The sequence below is a fragment of the Micromonospora sp. NPDC049044 genome, assembly GCF_040649215.1.
GTDB lineage: Bacteria > Actinomycetota > Actinomycetes > Mycobacteriales > Micromonosporaceae > Micromonospora.
This window is the reverse complement of record NZ_JBEZFA010000004.1, coordinates 185,914-198,887: the sequence shown is the minus strand read 5'-3', so window position 1 is coordinate 198,887 and position 12,974 is coordinate 185,914. Positions and strand designations below refer to the sequence as shown.

Annotated in this window: 15 protein-coding genes; 8 read left to right on the top strand and 7 right to left on the bottom strand. The window is 71.2% G+C overall.

The window, feature by feature from the left end:
* Window positions 1-15: 15 nt before the first annotated feature.
* Complete coding sequence (locus tag AB0B85_RS04940) at window positions 16-210, bottom strand: acyl-CoA carboxylase subunit epsilon (protein WP_357403659.1); 195 nt, start codon at window positions 208-210, stop codon at window positions 16-18.
* Window positions 211-300: 90 nt separating this feature from the next.
* On the opposite strand from AB0B85_RS04940, the gene AB0B85_RS04935 reads away from it, so the two are divergent.
* Together AB0B85_RS04935 and AB0B85_RS04930 are read left to right on the top strand one after the other, a co-directional pair.
* Window positions 301-2,301 (top strand): protein kinase, encoded by a 2,001-nt coding sequence (locus tag AB0B85_RS04935; protein WP_357403657.1) that lies wholly within the window; start codon window positions 301-303, stop codon window positions 2,299-2,301.
* Window positions 2,302-2,366: 65 nt separating this feature from the next.
* Window positions 2,367-2,594, top strand: a complete 228-nt coding sequence (locus AB0B85_RS04930) for a hypothetical protein (protein ID WP_196928367.1) — start codon at window positions 2,367-2,369, stop codon at window positions 2,592-2,594.
* A gap of 81 nt (window positions 2,595-2,675) precedes the next feature.
* Here the strand turns inward: AB0B85_RS04930 and AB0B85_RS04925 are convergent, their stop codons facing one another.
* Together AB0B85_RS04925 and AB0B85_RS04920 are read right to left on the bottom strand one after the other, a co-directional pair.
* Complete coding sequence (locus AB0B85_RS04925) at window positions 2,676-3,428, bottom strand: GH25 family lysozyme (protein WP_357403655.1); 753 nt, start codon at window positions 3,426-3,428, stop codon at window positions 2,676-2,678.
* A 125-nt stretch (window positions 3,429-3,553) separates the two neighbouring features.
* Entirely contained in the window at window positions 3,554-4,105 is a 552-nt protein-coding gene (locus tag AB0B85_RS04920; RefSeq protein ID WP_357403653.1) for a Uma2 family endonuclease, read from the bottom strand.
* Between the two features lie 101 nt (window positions 4,106-4,206).
* Between AB0B85_RS04920 and AB0B85_RS04915 the strand changes: the two genes are divergently transcribed.
* The 4 genes from AB0B85_RS04915 (at window position 4,207) to AB0B85_RS04900 (ending at window position 7,509) form a co-directional block, all read left to right on the top strand.
* Window positions 4,207-4,950, top strand: coding sequence for a M50 family metallopeptidase (locus AB0B85_RS04915; protein WP_357403651.1), 744 nt, complete (start codon window positions 4,207-4,209; stop codon window positions 4,948-4,950).
* A gap of 165 nt (window positions 4,951-5,115) precedes the next feature.
* Window positions 5,116-6,099, top strand: a complete 984-nt coding sequence (locus AB0B85_RS04910) for a 2-dehydropantoate 2-reductase N-terminal domain-containing protein (protein WP_357403649.1) — start codon at window positions 5,116-5,118, stop codon at window positions 6,097-6,099.
* A gap of 62 nt (window positions 6,100-6,161) precedes the next feature.
* A complete protein-coding gene (locus tag AB0B85_RS04905; protein WP_357403647.1) occupies window positions 6,162-6,662 on the top strand; it encodes a SigE family RNA polymerase sigma factor in 501 nt (166 codons plus the stop codon).
* Window positions 6,655-7,509 carry a hypothetical protein gene (locus tag AB0B85_RS04900; RefSeq protein ID WP_357403645.1) on the top strand — a complete coding sequence of 285 codons (855 nt, stop codon included), beginning with the start codon at window positions 6,655-6,657 and terminating at the stop codon, window positions 7,507-7,509. Before AB0B85_RS04905 ends, AB0B85_RS04900 begins: the two co-directional genes overlap by 8 nt.
* 11 nt (window positions 7,510-7,520) lie before the next feature.
* Here AB0B85_RS04900 and AB0B85_RS04895 read toward each other — a convergent pair whose 3' ends face one another.
* Complete coding sequence (locus tag AB0B85_RS04895) at window positions 7,521-9,104, bottom strand: acyl-CoA carboxylase subunit beta (RefSeq protein ID WP_357403643.1); 1,584 nt, start codon at window positions 9,102-9,104, stop codon at window positions 7,521-7,523.
* 84 nt (window positions 9,105-9,188) lie between these two features.
* On the opposite strand from AB0B85_RS04895, the gene AB0B85_RS04890 reads away from it, so the two are divergent.
* Entirely contained in the window at window positions 9,189-10,064 is an 876-nt protein-coding gene (locus AB0B85_RS04890) for a biotin--[acetyl-CoA-carboxylase] ligase (RefSeq protein WP_357403641.1), read from the top strand.
* A 186-nt stretch (window positions 10,065-10,250) separates the two neighbouring features.
* Complete coding sequence (locus AB0B85_RS04885; protein ID WP_357403639.1) at window positions 10,251-10,823, top strand: PH domain-containing protein; 573 nt, start codon at window positions 10,251-10,253, stop codon at window positions 10,821-10,823.
* Between the two features lie 102 nt (window positions 10,824-10,925).
* Here the strand turns inward: AB0B85_RS04885 and AB0B85_RS04880 are convergent, their stop codons facing one another.
* The 3 genes from AB0B85_RS04880 to AB0B85_RS04870 form a co-directional block, all read right to left on the bottom strand.
* Complete coding sequence (locus AB0B85_RS04880; protein WP_357403637.1) at window positions 10,926-11,645, bottom strand: MaoC/PaaZ C-terminal domain-containing protein; 720 nt, start codon at window positions 11,643-11,645, stop codon at window positions 10,926-10,928.
* Entirely contained in the window at window positions 11,642-12,340 is a 699-nt protein-coding gene (locus AB0B85_RS04875) for a GtrA family protein (protein ID WP_357403635.1), read from the bottom strand. The genes AB0B85_RS04880 and AB0B85_RS04875 overlap by 4 nt, the downstream gene beginning before the upstream one ends.
* Window positions 12,341-12,403: 63 nt before the next feature.
* On the bottom strand, window positions 12,404-12,952 hold the full coding sequence (locus tag AB0B85_RS04870; RefSeq protein WP_357403633.1) for a GtrA family protein: 549 nt from the start codon (window positions 12,950-12,952) through the stop codon (window positions 12,404-12,406).
* Window positions 12,953-12,974: the final 22 nt, after the last annotated feature.

The following is a 12,974-nucleotide window of genomic DNA, read 5'->3' as shown; positions in this document are numbered from 1 at the left end:
CCCGGGAGGGTCGGGTCAGCGGGGCAGGCCGGCGCTGCGCCACCCGCCGGGGCCGACCGGCCGGCCGCTGCGCGCCCAGGCGGACGTGGCCGGCGGCGTGGGTGCGGCGGCGGGGCGGGATCGCATGATGACCGCCCCCACCAGGGCGGCTAATTCCTCCGCGGTGGGCACGCCCCGGACGACCCGGAACAGCGGCTCTTCGGCAGACATGACGCCAGGGTACGCGGCGCGAAGTTACGGGATGCGGACAGTGGCGTGCCGGCGGTGTGAGCGTCGGCGGGTCCGGGTACCGTCTCACCGATGTCGAACGCGCTTCCCCAACTCGTCGCTGACCGATACCGGCTTCTGTCGCCGCTCGGCCAGGGTGGCATGGGCCGGGTGTGGAAGGCGCGCGACGAGGTGCTGCACCGGGACGTCGCCATCAAGGAGTTGGTGCCGCCGCCGGGTCTCACCGACGAGGAGCGCCGGGAGATGCGCGAGCGCTCGTTGCGGGAGGCGCGGGCCATCGCCCGCCTCAACCACGCGAACGTCGTCCGCATCTTCGACGTGCTGCGCACCGATGGCGATCCGTGGATCGTGATGGAGTACGTGGCGTCGAAGTCGTTGCAGGACACCCTCGCCGAAGATGGTCCCGTGTCGGTGGCCCGCACTGTGGAGATCGGCCTCGGCGTGCTCGGTGCGCTCAGCGCCGCGCACAAGGCGGGCGTCATGCACCGCGACGTCAAGCCCGGCAACGTGTTGCTGGGCGAGGACGGTCGGGTGGTGCTCACCGATTTCGGTCTCGCCACCATCCCGGGCGACCCGAACGTGACCCGCACCGGCATGGTGCTGGGCTCGCCCGCGTACATCTCGCCGGAGCGGGCCCGCGACGGCACCGCCGGTCCGGAGGCGGACCTGTGGTCGTTGGGCGCGACCCTCTACGCGGCGGTCGAGGGTAAGTCGCCCTACGCCCGGCCGTCGGCGATCGGCACCCTCGCGGCGCTGGCGACGGAGCCGATTCCGCCGCCGAAGAACGCCGGTCCACTCAAGGCGGTGCTCAACGGGCTGCTGCGGAAGGATCCGAACGAGCGGATCACCGCCGAGGTGGCCGAACGCCTGCTGCGCCGCGCCGGTGGCAAGCGTGCGCGGGGGATCTCGCTGCTTGATGGCGTACGCCGACCGGGGCCGAACGGTCCGCGCGAGCCGCGCCCGCCGTTGGTGCCGGCACCGCGACCGGCCGAGCGGGCCGACCGCCCGGTGTCGCCGCCACCGGCCGCCGCCGCTTCGGCCGCCGCCGTCACCCCGGCCGCTGACCCGGCTCCGGCCGCCGCCACGCCGACGGCCACCGACGCCACCCCCACCGCAGTGGTTGCGTCCGGTGCGGCCGCCGACCCGGCCACGTCGGAGCCGACCGCCACGATCGACCGACCGGCCTCGTCCGACGCCGACCCGACCGCGAAGGTCACGGCGACGAGCGACACGACCGGCGGGGGTACGACGACCGACGACGACGAGCCGACTGTCGTCGACGGTCCGCCGGTGGCACCGGAGCAGCGCAAGCCGTCGACGCCCACGGCGCTGATGCCCCCGGTGGGTCCCTCCGGTCGTGCGGCGGTGCCGCTGCAGGACGGCACGAAGCCGGACAACACCCGGCGCAACCTGCTGATCGGGGCGGTGGTCGTCCTGCTGTTGATCGGCCTCGCGGTGGTCGTGCCGTTGCTCAGCAAAGGCGACGACGACAAGACCCCGCAGGCCGACCCGACCGGGGCCGCCGCGACATCGGCAGCGGCGCCGACCTCGGCCGCTGCGGTGCCCCCACCCACCGCTGGCGCACCGAGTCCGACACCTTCGGCCTCGCCCTCGGTCGACCCGAACGCGTTGCCGGCGGGTTGGAAGCTGCACAAGGACCCGGCCGGCTTCGCCCTGCCGATCCCCGACGGTTGGGTGCGCCGGCAGCCCCGCAGCGACACCGTCGTCTTCGACGAGTCCAACGGGCCGGGGGAGCTGCTCGTGCAGTGGACCCCCACGCCGAAGAAGGACGCATATGCCGACTGGCAAAGCATCGAGGGCTACCGCAAGGACGAAGTCACGAACTACCAGTACCTCAGCATCGAGCACTGCAACTTCTGGAAGACCTGCGCCGACTGGGAGTGGCTGGAGACCCGCGACGGGACGCGCATCCACGTTCGTAACCGCGGGTTCGTGACTGCGAGTAACCGCGGCTACGCACTGCGGTGGGAGATCGCGGAGAAGGACTGGCAGGCCAACCTGCCCAACTTCGACCGGATCGCCAAGGGGTTCGTGCCCGACCGCCAGGACTGAAACTCATTCGCATGACTCTCTGTCGTTCTGGGTAATTGACAGTCGACGACGGAGGGAGGCACGACATGGGTTACCGACGGAGGGACACCCGGCCTCGGCTGGCACTGTGGATGCTCGTGGCGCTCGGCGACGCGATCCTGCTGCTGGTCAGCGCGGGGGTTTCGGTGCTCGTCGCACTGCTCGGCGTCGTGATCGTTGCCGGCTTTGGCGTGGCCGCCTGGCGGTTGACCCGCCGGGGCGCGCTGGCCCGCGAGGAAGCCGTGGTGCCGGCGTTGAGCCGACGGCGGGCCTGACCCGCAACCGGTGTGTGGCGGCAGCCGGACCGATTGTCAACCGTGTGGTGACCGTCGATCCCGCTGCCGCCAACGACCCGATCAGGTGTTGTTGGCCAGTGCGATGAGTCGGCTGCGGTCACCGTTCCAGTAGTTCCGGTCCACGTTGCCGCTGATCCCCGAGACGGCGCCGCTGCTCGTGTACTGCCAGAAGCTCCACACCGGAGCGCCGGCCGGCAGGGTGCCGGGCGCGCTCGCCCAGCGGGCCAGCCAGAGCGGGTGGTTCGCCCACGGGCCGGTCCAGCTGCCGGTGCACTGGTTCCACCAGCTCGTGGTGGTGTAGATGACCGCGTACCGGCCGGTGCGGGAGCGGTAGGTGTTCAGGAAGTCCTGTACCCAGTTGCGCATGCCGGTCGTGCTGAGGCCGTAGCAGTAGCCACCGGCGTACGGGTTGCCCTCGATGTCCAGCGCGGCGGGCAGGGTGCGGCTGTCCGCCGACCAGGCGCCGCCGTTGGAGGCCAGGTAGTTGGCCTGGGTGGAGCCGGCGGAGATGTTGGGCCGGGCGAAGTGGTACGCCCCGCGGATCACCCCGGCGTTGTACGCGTTGACGTAGTTGGCGTTGAAGTTGGGGTCCTTGTAGCTGGTGCCCTCGGTCGCCTTGATGAACGCGAACTCGATACCCGCGTTGCGGACGCTTGTCCAGTTGATGCTGCCCTGGTAGCGGGACACGTCGACGCCGGCTGTGGTGGCGGCGGCGGCCGGTCCGGCGGTCGCGACCAGGGCCGCCGCCGCGGTGGCGAGGACGGTGAGGCTGGCCGCGAGGGCGCGGCGCAGCGATGACGGGGTACGGGCCATGAGTGCCTCCAAGAGGGTCGCTCTATCGACAACCATCTTTGGAGATAAGTGCCCTAGATCGCAAGGGTGACTGAAAAAAGCTTCATTGACGGATCGTGAAGGCCCGATGGCCGGGGCGGGACGGGTCAGCGCAGCGTGGCCGGGTCGAGCTGCCAACGGAACGGCTCGACGACGCTCAGCGTCTCTCCGGGCTTGGCCACCTGGTCCTCGACGTAGTGCTCACCGTCGAGCCGAAACAGCCGCAACGAATGGTCGTCGCCGTCCTGCTCGACAAGCAGATACCAGGGGATCCGCGCGATGGCGTAGAGCTGCATCTTGACCAGCCGGTCCGCGGCGGCGTTGCCGGGCGAGACGACCTCCCCAACCAGGCACACCCGGTCGGCGTCGAGAAAAGTGCCCTCGTCGTCCAAGTCGGTCACGACGAGATCCGGTATGACGACCCGGTCGATGCCGAGCCGGACGTTGATCGCGTCGTAGACCAGGAGGCCATTGGGATCTGCTGCGGCCTCGATGCTGTTCGCCAGCCGGCGCGACACCCGCTGGTGCCGTCGGCTCGGGGCAGGGCTCGCCAGCAGGCTCCCGTCGAGCAGTTCGATGCGGTCCGGCGTCTCGCCCAGGGCGAAATAATCGGCCTCGGTCCAGAGCCCGACGTGGTGTTCCAGGGGTTCCGCACTCATCGGCGCTCACCTCCCGTTTCACTCGCCACCCGATCAGTCTTCCAGGATACGAGCCGGTGCTCCGGGAGCGACCCGGAACGCCGCCGGTAGGCTCGCGCCCCATGATGTCGATCGACGGGCTGGGCGAGAAGTGGGACACGCTGTTCGGCGCTCAGCCGGACCCGCCCCCGCTGCTGGTGCTGATCACCGCGGCTGTCGCGTTGGTGGTGGTGTCGACCCGGCTGCCGTGGCGGATCGCCCGCAACGCCATCACCATCGCGCACGAGGGTGGGCACGCCCTCGTCGCCCTGCTCACGGGCCGCAAGCTGCGCGGCATCCGGCTGCACTCGGACACCTCGGGCCTGACGCTCTCCGCCGGCCGTCCCACCGGACCGGGCATGATCCTCACCCTGCTCGCCGGTTACGTCGCCCCGCCGCTGGTCGGGCTGGCCGGTGCCTGGCTGCTCGGCGGCAACCGGATCACCCTGCTGCTCTGGGTGGCGGTGGTGCTGTTGCTCGCCATGCTGATCATGATCCGCAACGCCTTCGGCGTGGTGTCACTGCTTGTCACCGGCGCGTTGGTGTTCGCCGTCTCGTGGTACGCGACACCGCAGGTCCAGGCCGCGTTCGCGTACACCGGGGTGTGGTTCCTGCTGCTCGGCGGGGTGCGACCGGTGGTCGAGCTGCAACGGCTGCGGTCGCGGGGCCGGATGCCCGCCTCCGACGCCGACCAGCTCGCCGGCCTCACCCCGTTTCCGGCGTTCTTCTGGGTGACGGTCTTCGCCATTGTCAACGTGCTCGCCCTGGTCGCCGGGGCGCTCCTGCTAGCCGGCCCCATCGTCACCAACCCCGACCCCACGCTCTGACCGCCCCCCGCCCCCGCCCCCACCCCCGCCCCCTCACGCGGTCGATCATGGAGTTGTGGTGGTAATAAAAGCCGCAAAAACTCCTGACTCGGGCACCACAACTCCATGATCGACGGGGTTGGAGGGTGGGGCGGGACGGGGGGCGGGGAGGGGAGGATTAGGCGCATGCGATACGTGATTGTCGGGGCTGGGGCGGTTGGCGGGACCATCGGCGTGCGGCTGGCTGGGGCCGGGCGGGACGTGACAGTGGTGGCCCGTGGTGCCCACCTGGAGGCGATCCGGGCGCGGGGATTGACCCTGCGGCAGCCCGACGGGGAGGTCACCGCCCGGCTCGCCGCCCTGGCCGGGCCCGGCGACCAGCCGTTGCCGGCGGATACCGTGCTGATCCTCACCGTCAAGTCGCAGGACACCGCAGCTGCGCTGGCCGCTTGGGTGGACGCGCCGGTGGTCGGTGGCGGCACGGCGGGAGAGCGGCTGCCCCTGGTGACCGCCCAGAACGGGGTGGCGAACGAGCGGGCCGCGCTGCGGCTCTTCGCCGACGTGCACCCGGTCTGCGTCTGGTTGCCGGCCACCCACCTGGACCCGGGTGTGGTGGTTGCCAACGGCTACCCGCACCCGGGGATGCTCCACATCGGACGGTACCCGGAGAGGGCCGACGACACCGACCGGGCCATCGCCGCCGATCTGCGCGCCGCCGGGTTCGTCGCACCGGTCCGCGCGGACGTGCTGCGCTGGAAGTACGGCAAGCTGCTCAGCAACCTCGGCAACGGCCTCCAGGCGCTGCTCGGCCGGGACATCCCGGACGCGTTGGCCGAGCGGGTACGCGCCGAAGGTGTCGCCGCGCTTGCCGCGGCCGGGATCGCGCACACCACGCCGGAGCAGGAGCAGGCCGAACGCGGTGACCTGGTGCAGCACCGCCCGGTCGACGGCGAGGCCCGCTCCGGTGGCTCCACCTGGCAGAGTCTGGCCCGGGGCGCCGGCTCGACAGAGGTCGACCACCTCAACGGTGAGATCGCGCTGCTCGGCCGGCTGCACGGCGTACCGACGCCGGCAAACGTGGCCGTCCAGCGGGCCGTACGCCGGGCGGTTCGGGAGCGGATCGCGGCCGGCGCGTTCCCGCTCGCCGAACTGGACAAGATGATCTCCTGATCGGGGCAACCGACGGCCCGTCGCGGCGCGTGTTCCCTGCGACCGACACGGGGAGGTAGCGGGTGCCGGACGTCGACGAGTTCGACGAGTTCTACCGGGGGAGCCGGCAACGGCTGCTCGGGTTCGTCTACGCCCTGACCGGTGACCGGGTCGAGGCTCAGGACGCCGTGCAGGAGGCGTACATCCGGGCGTGGCAGCGCTGGTCGACGGTCCGTGCGTACGACGAACCGGAGGCGTGGGTGCGGGTGGTGGCCAGCCGGATCGCGGTCAGCCGGTGGCGCAGTCTGCGCAGCCGCGCCCGCGCGTACCTGCGGCACGGGGCCACCGAAACCGTTCCCGGGCCAGGCACCGACACCGTCGAGGTCGTTGCCGCCCTGCGTCGGCTGCCCGAGGAGCAACGCGTCGCGATCGCCCTCTACTACCTGGTGGGTATGCCGGTCGCCGAGGTGGCGCGGGAGACCGCCGCGCCGGTGGGCACGGTCAAGGCCCGACTCTCCCGGGGGCGGACCGCGCTCGCCGGGCTGCTTGCCGTCTCTGATCTGGAGGAGGCCACCGATGCGTGACGAACCGGGATTCGTCGAACAGGTTCAGCGGGACCTGCGGGACGTGCGCTGGCTGGCCCCGGAGGAACTCCGTTCCAGGGCCCGCCGCCGCAGCCAGCGCCGAGTGGTGGTGGCCACCGTCGTGCTGGCCGTCGCCGGGGTGTCCGCCGTGGCGGTCGCCGCGCCGCGGCAGTCCCCGCCACCGGTTCAGCCGGTCGCCTCGGCCCCGCCGGCCCGGCACGAGATCACCACCGACGCCCTGTTGCAGCCGGCCGACCTGCCGCAGCCGGTTCACGTGCAGCTCAGCCAGTCAGGGCTGGGCGAGCCGGTGCTGCTGGATTCGATGCTCGGCTCGTGCCGGACGAGCCAGGGGCTGTCGGACGGCTGGCAGATGTCAATCCTGTCCCGCTCGCAGACCCTGCTGCCGAAGCGAGCTTCGACGATCCTCACCGAGGCGGACGGTCTGGTCACGCAGGATCTCTTCCGGCTGACTCCCGACGAGGCCGTCCAGTTGCTCGCCACCCTGGACGACGTGGTCGCCCCGTGCGCCGAGTGGACAAGCGTCGGAGGGTACAAGGTGGGGGGTGCGACGGGCACCGGAGCGGCGACGCACCGCTGGACGGTGGTCCAACGGGGTTTCGCCGGCGACGGGGCCGCGCTGCTGCGGCACACCGGTTCGCCGCCCGTCGACCAGAAGACGGGCGAGCCGATCGGTGCGGCCCCCCGGCCGACCACCACGGCTGTGGTCCGGGTGGGCGATCTGATCACCGTGCTCAGCCTGGGGCAGGCCGGCACCGAGCGGGAACTACGCGAGCTGGCGGAGGTCGCCGCGCGCCGGATGTGCGTCGCCGCCAACCCGGCCTGCTGACCCCGGCCCGATCAGAGCGGGATGTTGCCGTGCTTCTTCGGCGGCAACGTCTCCCGCTTGGTGCGCAGCACCCGCAGTGCGCGGACGATCTGGGTACGCGTCTCGTGCGGCGGGATCACCGCGTCGACGTACCCGCGCTCGGCGGCCACGTACGGGTTGGCCAGGGTGTCCTCGTACTCGGCGATCTTCTCGGCCCGGACCGCCGCCGGATCGTCGGCACCGGCCAGCTCGGAGCGGTAGAGGATGTTCACCGCGCCCTGCGCGCCCATCACCGCGATCTGGGCGGTCGGCCACGCGAAGTTCAGGTCCGCGCCGAGGTGCTTGGAACCCATCACGTCGTACGCCCCGCCGTACGCCTTGCGGGTGATCACGGTGACCTTCGGGACTGTCGCCTCGGCGTACGCGTAGATGAGCTTGGCGCCCCGGCGGATGATGCCGTCCCACTCCTGGCCGGTGCCGGGCAGGAAGCCGGGCACGTCCACGAAGGTCAGCACCGGGATGTTGAACGCGTCGCAGGTGCGCACGAACCGGGCGGCCTTCTCCGACGCGGCGATGTCCAGGGTGCCGGCGAAGTGCATCGGCTGGTTGGCGACCACGCCCACCGGCCGGCCCTCGACCCGGCCGTAGCCGATGACGATGTTCTGCGCGTAGAGCGGCTGGACCTCCAGGAACTCCCCGTCGTCCAGGACGTGGTCGATGACGGTGTGGATGTCGTACGGCTGGTTGGCCGAGTCCGGGATCAGCGTGTCCAACTCCCGGTCCTCGTCGCTGATCGCCAGGTCGGCCGGCGCCTCGAAGACCACCGGCTCGTCGAGGTTGTTCGACGGAAGGTACGACAGCAGCGCCTTGACGTAGTCGACGGCGTCGTCCTCGTCCGTGGCGAGGTAGTGCGCGTTGCCGCTGCGCGTGTTGTGCGTGCGGGCCCCGCCCAGCTCCTCCATGCCGACGTCCTCGCCGGTCACCGTCTTGATCACGTCCGGGCCGGTGATGAACATGTGCGAGGTCTGGTCGACCATCACCGTGAAGTCGGTGACCGCCGGGGAGTAGACCGCGCCGCCCGCGCAGGGCCCGACCACCAGGGAGATCTGCGGGATGACACCGGAGGCCCGCACGTTGCGGAAGAAGATCTCGCCGTAGAGACCGAGCGAGACCACTCCCTCCTGGATGCGGGCACCGCCGGAGTCGTTGATGCCGACCACCGGGCAGCCGATCTTCATGGCCAGATCCATCACCTTGACGATCTTCTCGCCGAAGACCTCGCCGAGCGAACCGCCGAAGACCGTGAAGTCCTGCGCGAACACGCACACCTGCCGGCCGTCGACAGTGCCGTAGCCGGTGACCACACCGTCGCCGTACGGGCGGTTGCGCTCCAGCCCGAACGCCGTGGAGCGGTGCCGGGCCAGCTCGTCGAGTTCGACGAAGGAGCCCTCGTCGAGCAGCATCTCGATCCGCTCGCGGGCGGTCTTCTTGCCGCGGGCGTGCTGCTTCTCCACGGCACGGGCCGACCCGGCGTGCACCGCCTCGTCGACCCGGCGCTCCAGGTCCGCCAGCTTGCCCGCGGTGCTGTGGATGTTGGTCCCGGTCTCGGTAGTCACCCACGGAATATAACGATGGTTCAGGTAGGTGCCGCTGTGCAGTACCCCTCAGTGTCGACGCCGCCACCGTCGTAGGCTGGCGGAATGTCGGGCTCCCCGTACACCGATCTGGACCGTCCGCCGCTGTCGGCGGCCCGGCTGCGCCGGGCGTTGGTCGCGCCGAACGGACCGTGGGCCCGCCTGGAGTTGCGCGCCGAGACCGGCTCCACGAACGCCGACGTGGCCGAGGCGGCCCGGTCCGGCGAACCCGAGGGTCTGGTGGTGGTGGCCGAGCGGCAGACCGCCGGGCGTGGTCGGCGCGGACGGGTCTGGCAGTCACCGGCGCGGGCCGGCATCGCGACGAGCGTGCTGCTGCGGCCCGGTGCGGCAGTGCCGGACCGCGACTGGCTGCCGGTGCCACCCACCGGGTACGGGTGGCTGCCGTTGCTGGCCGGCGTGGCGCTGGTCGAGGCGGTGGCCCGGCTGGCCGAGCTGGACGCCACCCTGAAGTGGCCGAACGACCTGCTTGTCGACGACGCGAAGTGCGCGGGCGTGCTGGCCGAGGCGGTGCCCGGTCGGGCACCGGAGCAGCCGCCGGCAATCGTGCTGGGCATCGGGCTGAACGTGACGCTGCGCGCCGACGAGTTGCCGGTGAACCCGACCGGGCTGTCGGCCACCTCGCTCCAACTGGCCGGTGCGGCGGCGACCGACCGGGATCCGCTGTTGCGGGCGCTGTTGCGGGGGGTCGCCGACTGGTACGACCGCTGGCGCTCGGCGGGTGGGGACGCGGTGGCCAGCGGCCTGCGCGACGCCTACCTGGCGGCCTGCGCGACGGTCGGCCGTGAGGTACGCGTCCTGCTCCCCGACGGCGAGACCCTGACCGGCACCGCCACCGGCGTGGACCCGGACGGCCAACTCCAGCTCAGCACCCCGACGGGGCCCCGGACGCTCGCGGCCGGCGACGTCCTGCACCTGCGCTGACCACCCGATCCGGGGCGCCGCGCCCGCTGCCCCGGGTCGAACGGGCGGAGGCCAGCGAGCGGCGCGCGGCGAGCGGCGAGCGGCGCGCAAGATCGTGAAGACTCGGGTGGGGCCGCGTGGCGGATGTGCTGGCGCGTCCTGGGGGCTTACCGTCTGCGCGTCGGAAAAATGGCGATGGAGGTTGTCGTGGCGTTTCCTGAAGACGTGCTCACCGCGGACGAGCATGTCGTGCTCCATCTGCACCCGCACTGGAAGGCGTTGATTCGGCCGATCGTGGTGCTGGTGCTGGCCATCGCCGCGGTGGTGGTCGGTGTGCTCCTGTTGCCCGAGAGCAGCGGTGGTTCGATCGCGCTGGCCGTGATCGGAGTGATCGCCCTGGTCGGGGTGCTCTGGCTCGGGCTGTGGCCGTTCCTGGTCTGGCGCACCACCCACTACCTGTTCACCAACGAGCGGGTGCTGATCCAGCAGGGTGTCTTCTCCCGCGACCGGCGGGATCTCCCGCTCACCCGGGTCAACGACCACTCGATGAACCAGCGGTTCGTCGAGCGTCTGCTCGGCTGCGGCACGCTCACCATCGAGTCGGCAGGCGAACGGGGCCAGTCGGTGCTCGCCGACGTGCCGGGTGTCAGCCGGGTGCAGACCACCCTCTACGAGCTGGTCGAGGCGCAGCACGACAAGCACTCGCTGGGCGACGGGGAGATGCGCGACATCCTCGCCGACATGCGCGAGGGCAAGCCGCTGCGGGACACCACCACCTGATCCGGGTCGACCGCGGTCGAGGCCCGCCCCTGGGGCCCAGGGTCTGTTTCATAAGGGCGGCCGGCCAGCTCTTATGAACCGGACCCCAAGGGTCGGGGCGGGTCAGTCGGGTGGTTCGGTCCGGGGCGGGCCGTTTCCTGGTCGTTCGGGGCTGATCTCGGCCGGGCCCGCGTCGGCTGGCCCACCGGCCGACGGGCCGGCGTCGGACGATCCACCCTCGGCGGGGTCGGTCTTGGCCGGGCCGGCTGCGGTGGGGTCGGCTGCGGCTGGATCGGCCCCGGTGGGGTCAACTGCGGCTGGGTCAACTGCGGCTGGGTCGGCGTCGGCTGGCCGGACGGCGAACCAGCCGCGGAAGCGGGTCCGCAGCACCTCCTGCTCGGGCCTGCCGTCCGGGCCGAGACGCAGCATGGTGCCGGTGAGGCTGACGGTGCCGAGCCCCGGACGGGCGGTCGACGGTCGGGCGCCCATCACGTCGACCCGAACGGCCAGCCGGTCACCGGCGCGTACCGGGGCGAGCCAGCGCAGCTCCTCCAGGCCGGGGGACGCGTCCGCGGCCGCCCGGGACAGCAGATGGTCGACGTAGGCGCGCATGAACAGGCTTACCGTGTAGAAGCCGCTGGCGATCAGCCCACCGTGCCGGCTGGCCCCGGCCAGGTCGGCGTCGACGTGGTACCACTGCGGGTCGAAGCGGCGGGCGAAGGCGACCATCTCGTCGCCCTCCACGGTGACCACACCGAGGTCGACGGTGAGCCCCGGGACAAGATCTTCGAAGAACAGCTCGGCGGGTTGCCCGGTGCCGGAGCGGGCGTCGGGAGACGTCACCGGCGGGGCGCGCGGCGAGTGCCGACGTGCAACTCCGCGGCGAGTTCCGCGTCAAGGTCGGCGGCGGGGCTGACACTCAAGCGGGGGCGGCCCTGGGTGGGTGCGCCGGGCGGTGGGTCGGCGCGGCGCGCGGCCTCCGCCTCTTCCAACTCCGAGACGGACTCGGCAAGCTCGGCGACCGGGTCCATCCCCGCCATGGTGTCCCACTCGTCGCGCGGGATGTCGTGCCAGGTGGGCTCGGGCTTCGTCTCGTCCTCGCCAGTGACGGGCTGGAAGACGAAGGTCCGGTACGACCAGAAGCGGAACAGCGTGGCCAGCAGGACGCCGGCGGTCTTTGCCACGTTCAGCGCCAGCAGGCCATGGACGCCGAGGCCGTACTTGGCGGCCGCCACGGCACCCAGCTCGATGAGCAGGCCAGCCCCGTTGAACAGGAAGAACAGGACGTACTCCCGGCGCAACGCCGATTTCGGGCGATCCCGGTACGTCCAGTGCCGATTCATCAGATACGAGGTGATAGTGGCGACGACTGTCGCAATCACCGTCGCCTTCAGCTGACCGTTGACGAAAACGGTTAGTGCAAGGGCATTGAACACCGCGTAATTGATGACGGTGTTGATGCCACCGACGATGCCGAACTTGAGCGCCTCGTGGATGAACTTCTGCCAGCGCTCAGGCAGCAGACGGACAAGACGCATGCGAAACACCTTAGGGCAGTCGGTGTGACCGGCGATCACCGGCCAAACGGGGTGAGCGGCAGGTCACGCCCCGAGGTCGGGGTCGGGTCTTACCTGCGGAACGGTTCGGGTTCCCGCTTCGACGAAGACGAACCGCCGGTACGACCAGAATCGGAACAGCGTGCCGAGGCCGGTGCCGACGATGTAGCTGGCGACGTTGTCCGCCAGGCGCGTCTGGAACACTGCCGGCCAGATGCTGCCGAGCCCGTACCGGCTGATGGCCAGGCAGGCCACCGCGATGCCGAGGCCGACCACGTTGAAGAAGAAGAACAGCGCGTACTCGCGGGCCGGGTTGCTGCGCTGGCGGTGCCGCCAGGTCCAGAACCGGTTGCCCACGAAGGCGACGGTGGCCGCGATGACGGTGGAGACCGTCTTCGCGGTCAGCTCCTCGACGTCGCGGGTGCTCGTCAGGTAGTTGAAGAGCGCGAAGTCGACGAGGAAGGCGATGCCACCCACCGTGGCGAACTTGCTCAGCTCGCGGACGAGGTGACCGAAGCGGTCCAGCAGCTTGCCAGCGAGACCCCGTCGGGTCTGCCGGGGACCCGGTTGCTCCCCGGTCATCGTGGCGGCCACGGAGCGAGCCTACCGGCTCTGG

Bases quoted from the DNA above. Each gene is read 5' to 3' on its own strand.
- AB0B85_RS04940 (WP_357403659.1), bottom strand. From the start codon at position 210: ATGTCTGCCGAAGAGCCGCTGTTCCGGGTCGTCCGGGGCGTGCCCACC.
- AB0B85_RS04935 (WP_357403657.1), top strand. From the start codon at position 301: ATGTCGAACGCGCTTCCCCAACTCGTCGCTGACCGATACCGGCTTCTG.
- AB0B85_RS04930 (WP_196928367.1), top strand. From the start codon at position 2,367: ATGGGTTACCGACGGAGGGACACCCGGCCTCGGCTGGCACTGTGGATG.
- AB0B85_RS04925 (WP_357403655.1), bottom strand. From the start codon at position 3,428: ATGGCCCGTACCCCGTCATCGCTGCGCCGCGCCCTCGCGGCCAGCCTC.
- AB0B85_RS04920 (WP_357403653.1), bottom strand. From the start codon at position 4,105: ATGAGTGCGGAACCCCTGGAACACCACGTCGGGCTCTGGACCGAGGCC.
- AB0B85_RS04915 (WP_357403651.1), top strand. From the start codon at position 4,207: ATGATGTCGATCGACGGGCTGGGCGAGAAGTGGGACACGCTGTTCGGC.
- AB0B85_RS04910 (WP_357403649.1), top strand. From the start codon at position 5,116: ATGCGATACGTGATTGTCGGGGCTGGGGCGGTTGGCGGGACCATCGGC.
- AB0B85_RS04900 (WP_357403645.1), top strand. From the start codon at position 6,655: ATGCGTGACGAACCGGGATTCGTCGAACAGGTTCAGCGGGACCTGCGG.
- AB0B85_RS04890 (WP_357403641.1), top strand. From the start codon at position 9,189: ATGTCGGGCTCCCCGTACACCGATCTGGACCGTCCGCCGCTGTCGGCG.
- AB0B85_RS04875 (WP_357403635.1), bottom strand. From the start codon at position 12,340: ATGCGTCTTGTCCGTCTGCTGCCTGAGCGCTGGCAGAAGTTCATCCAC.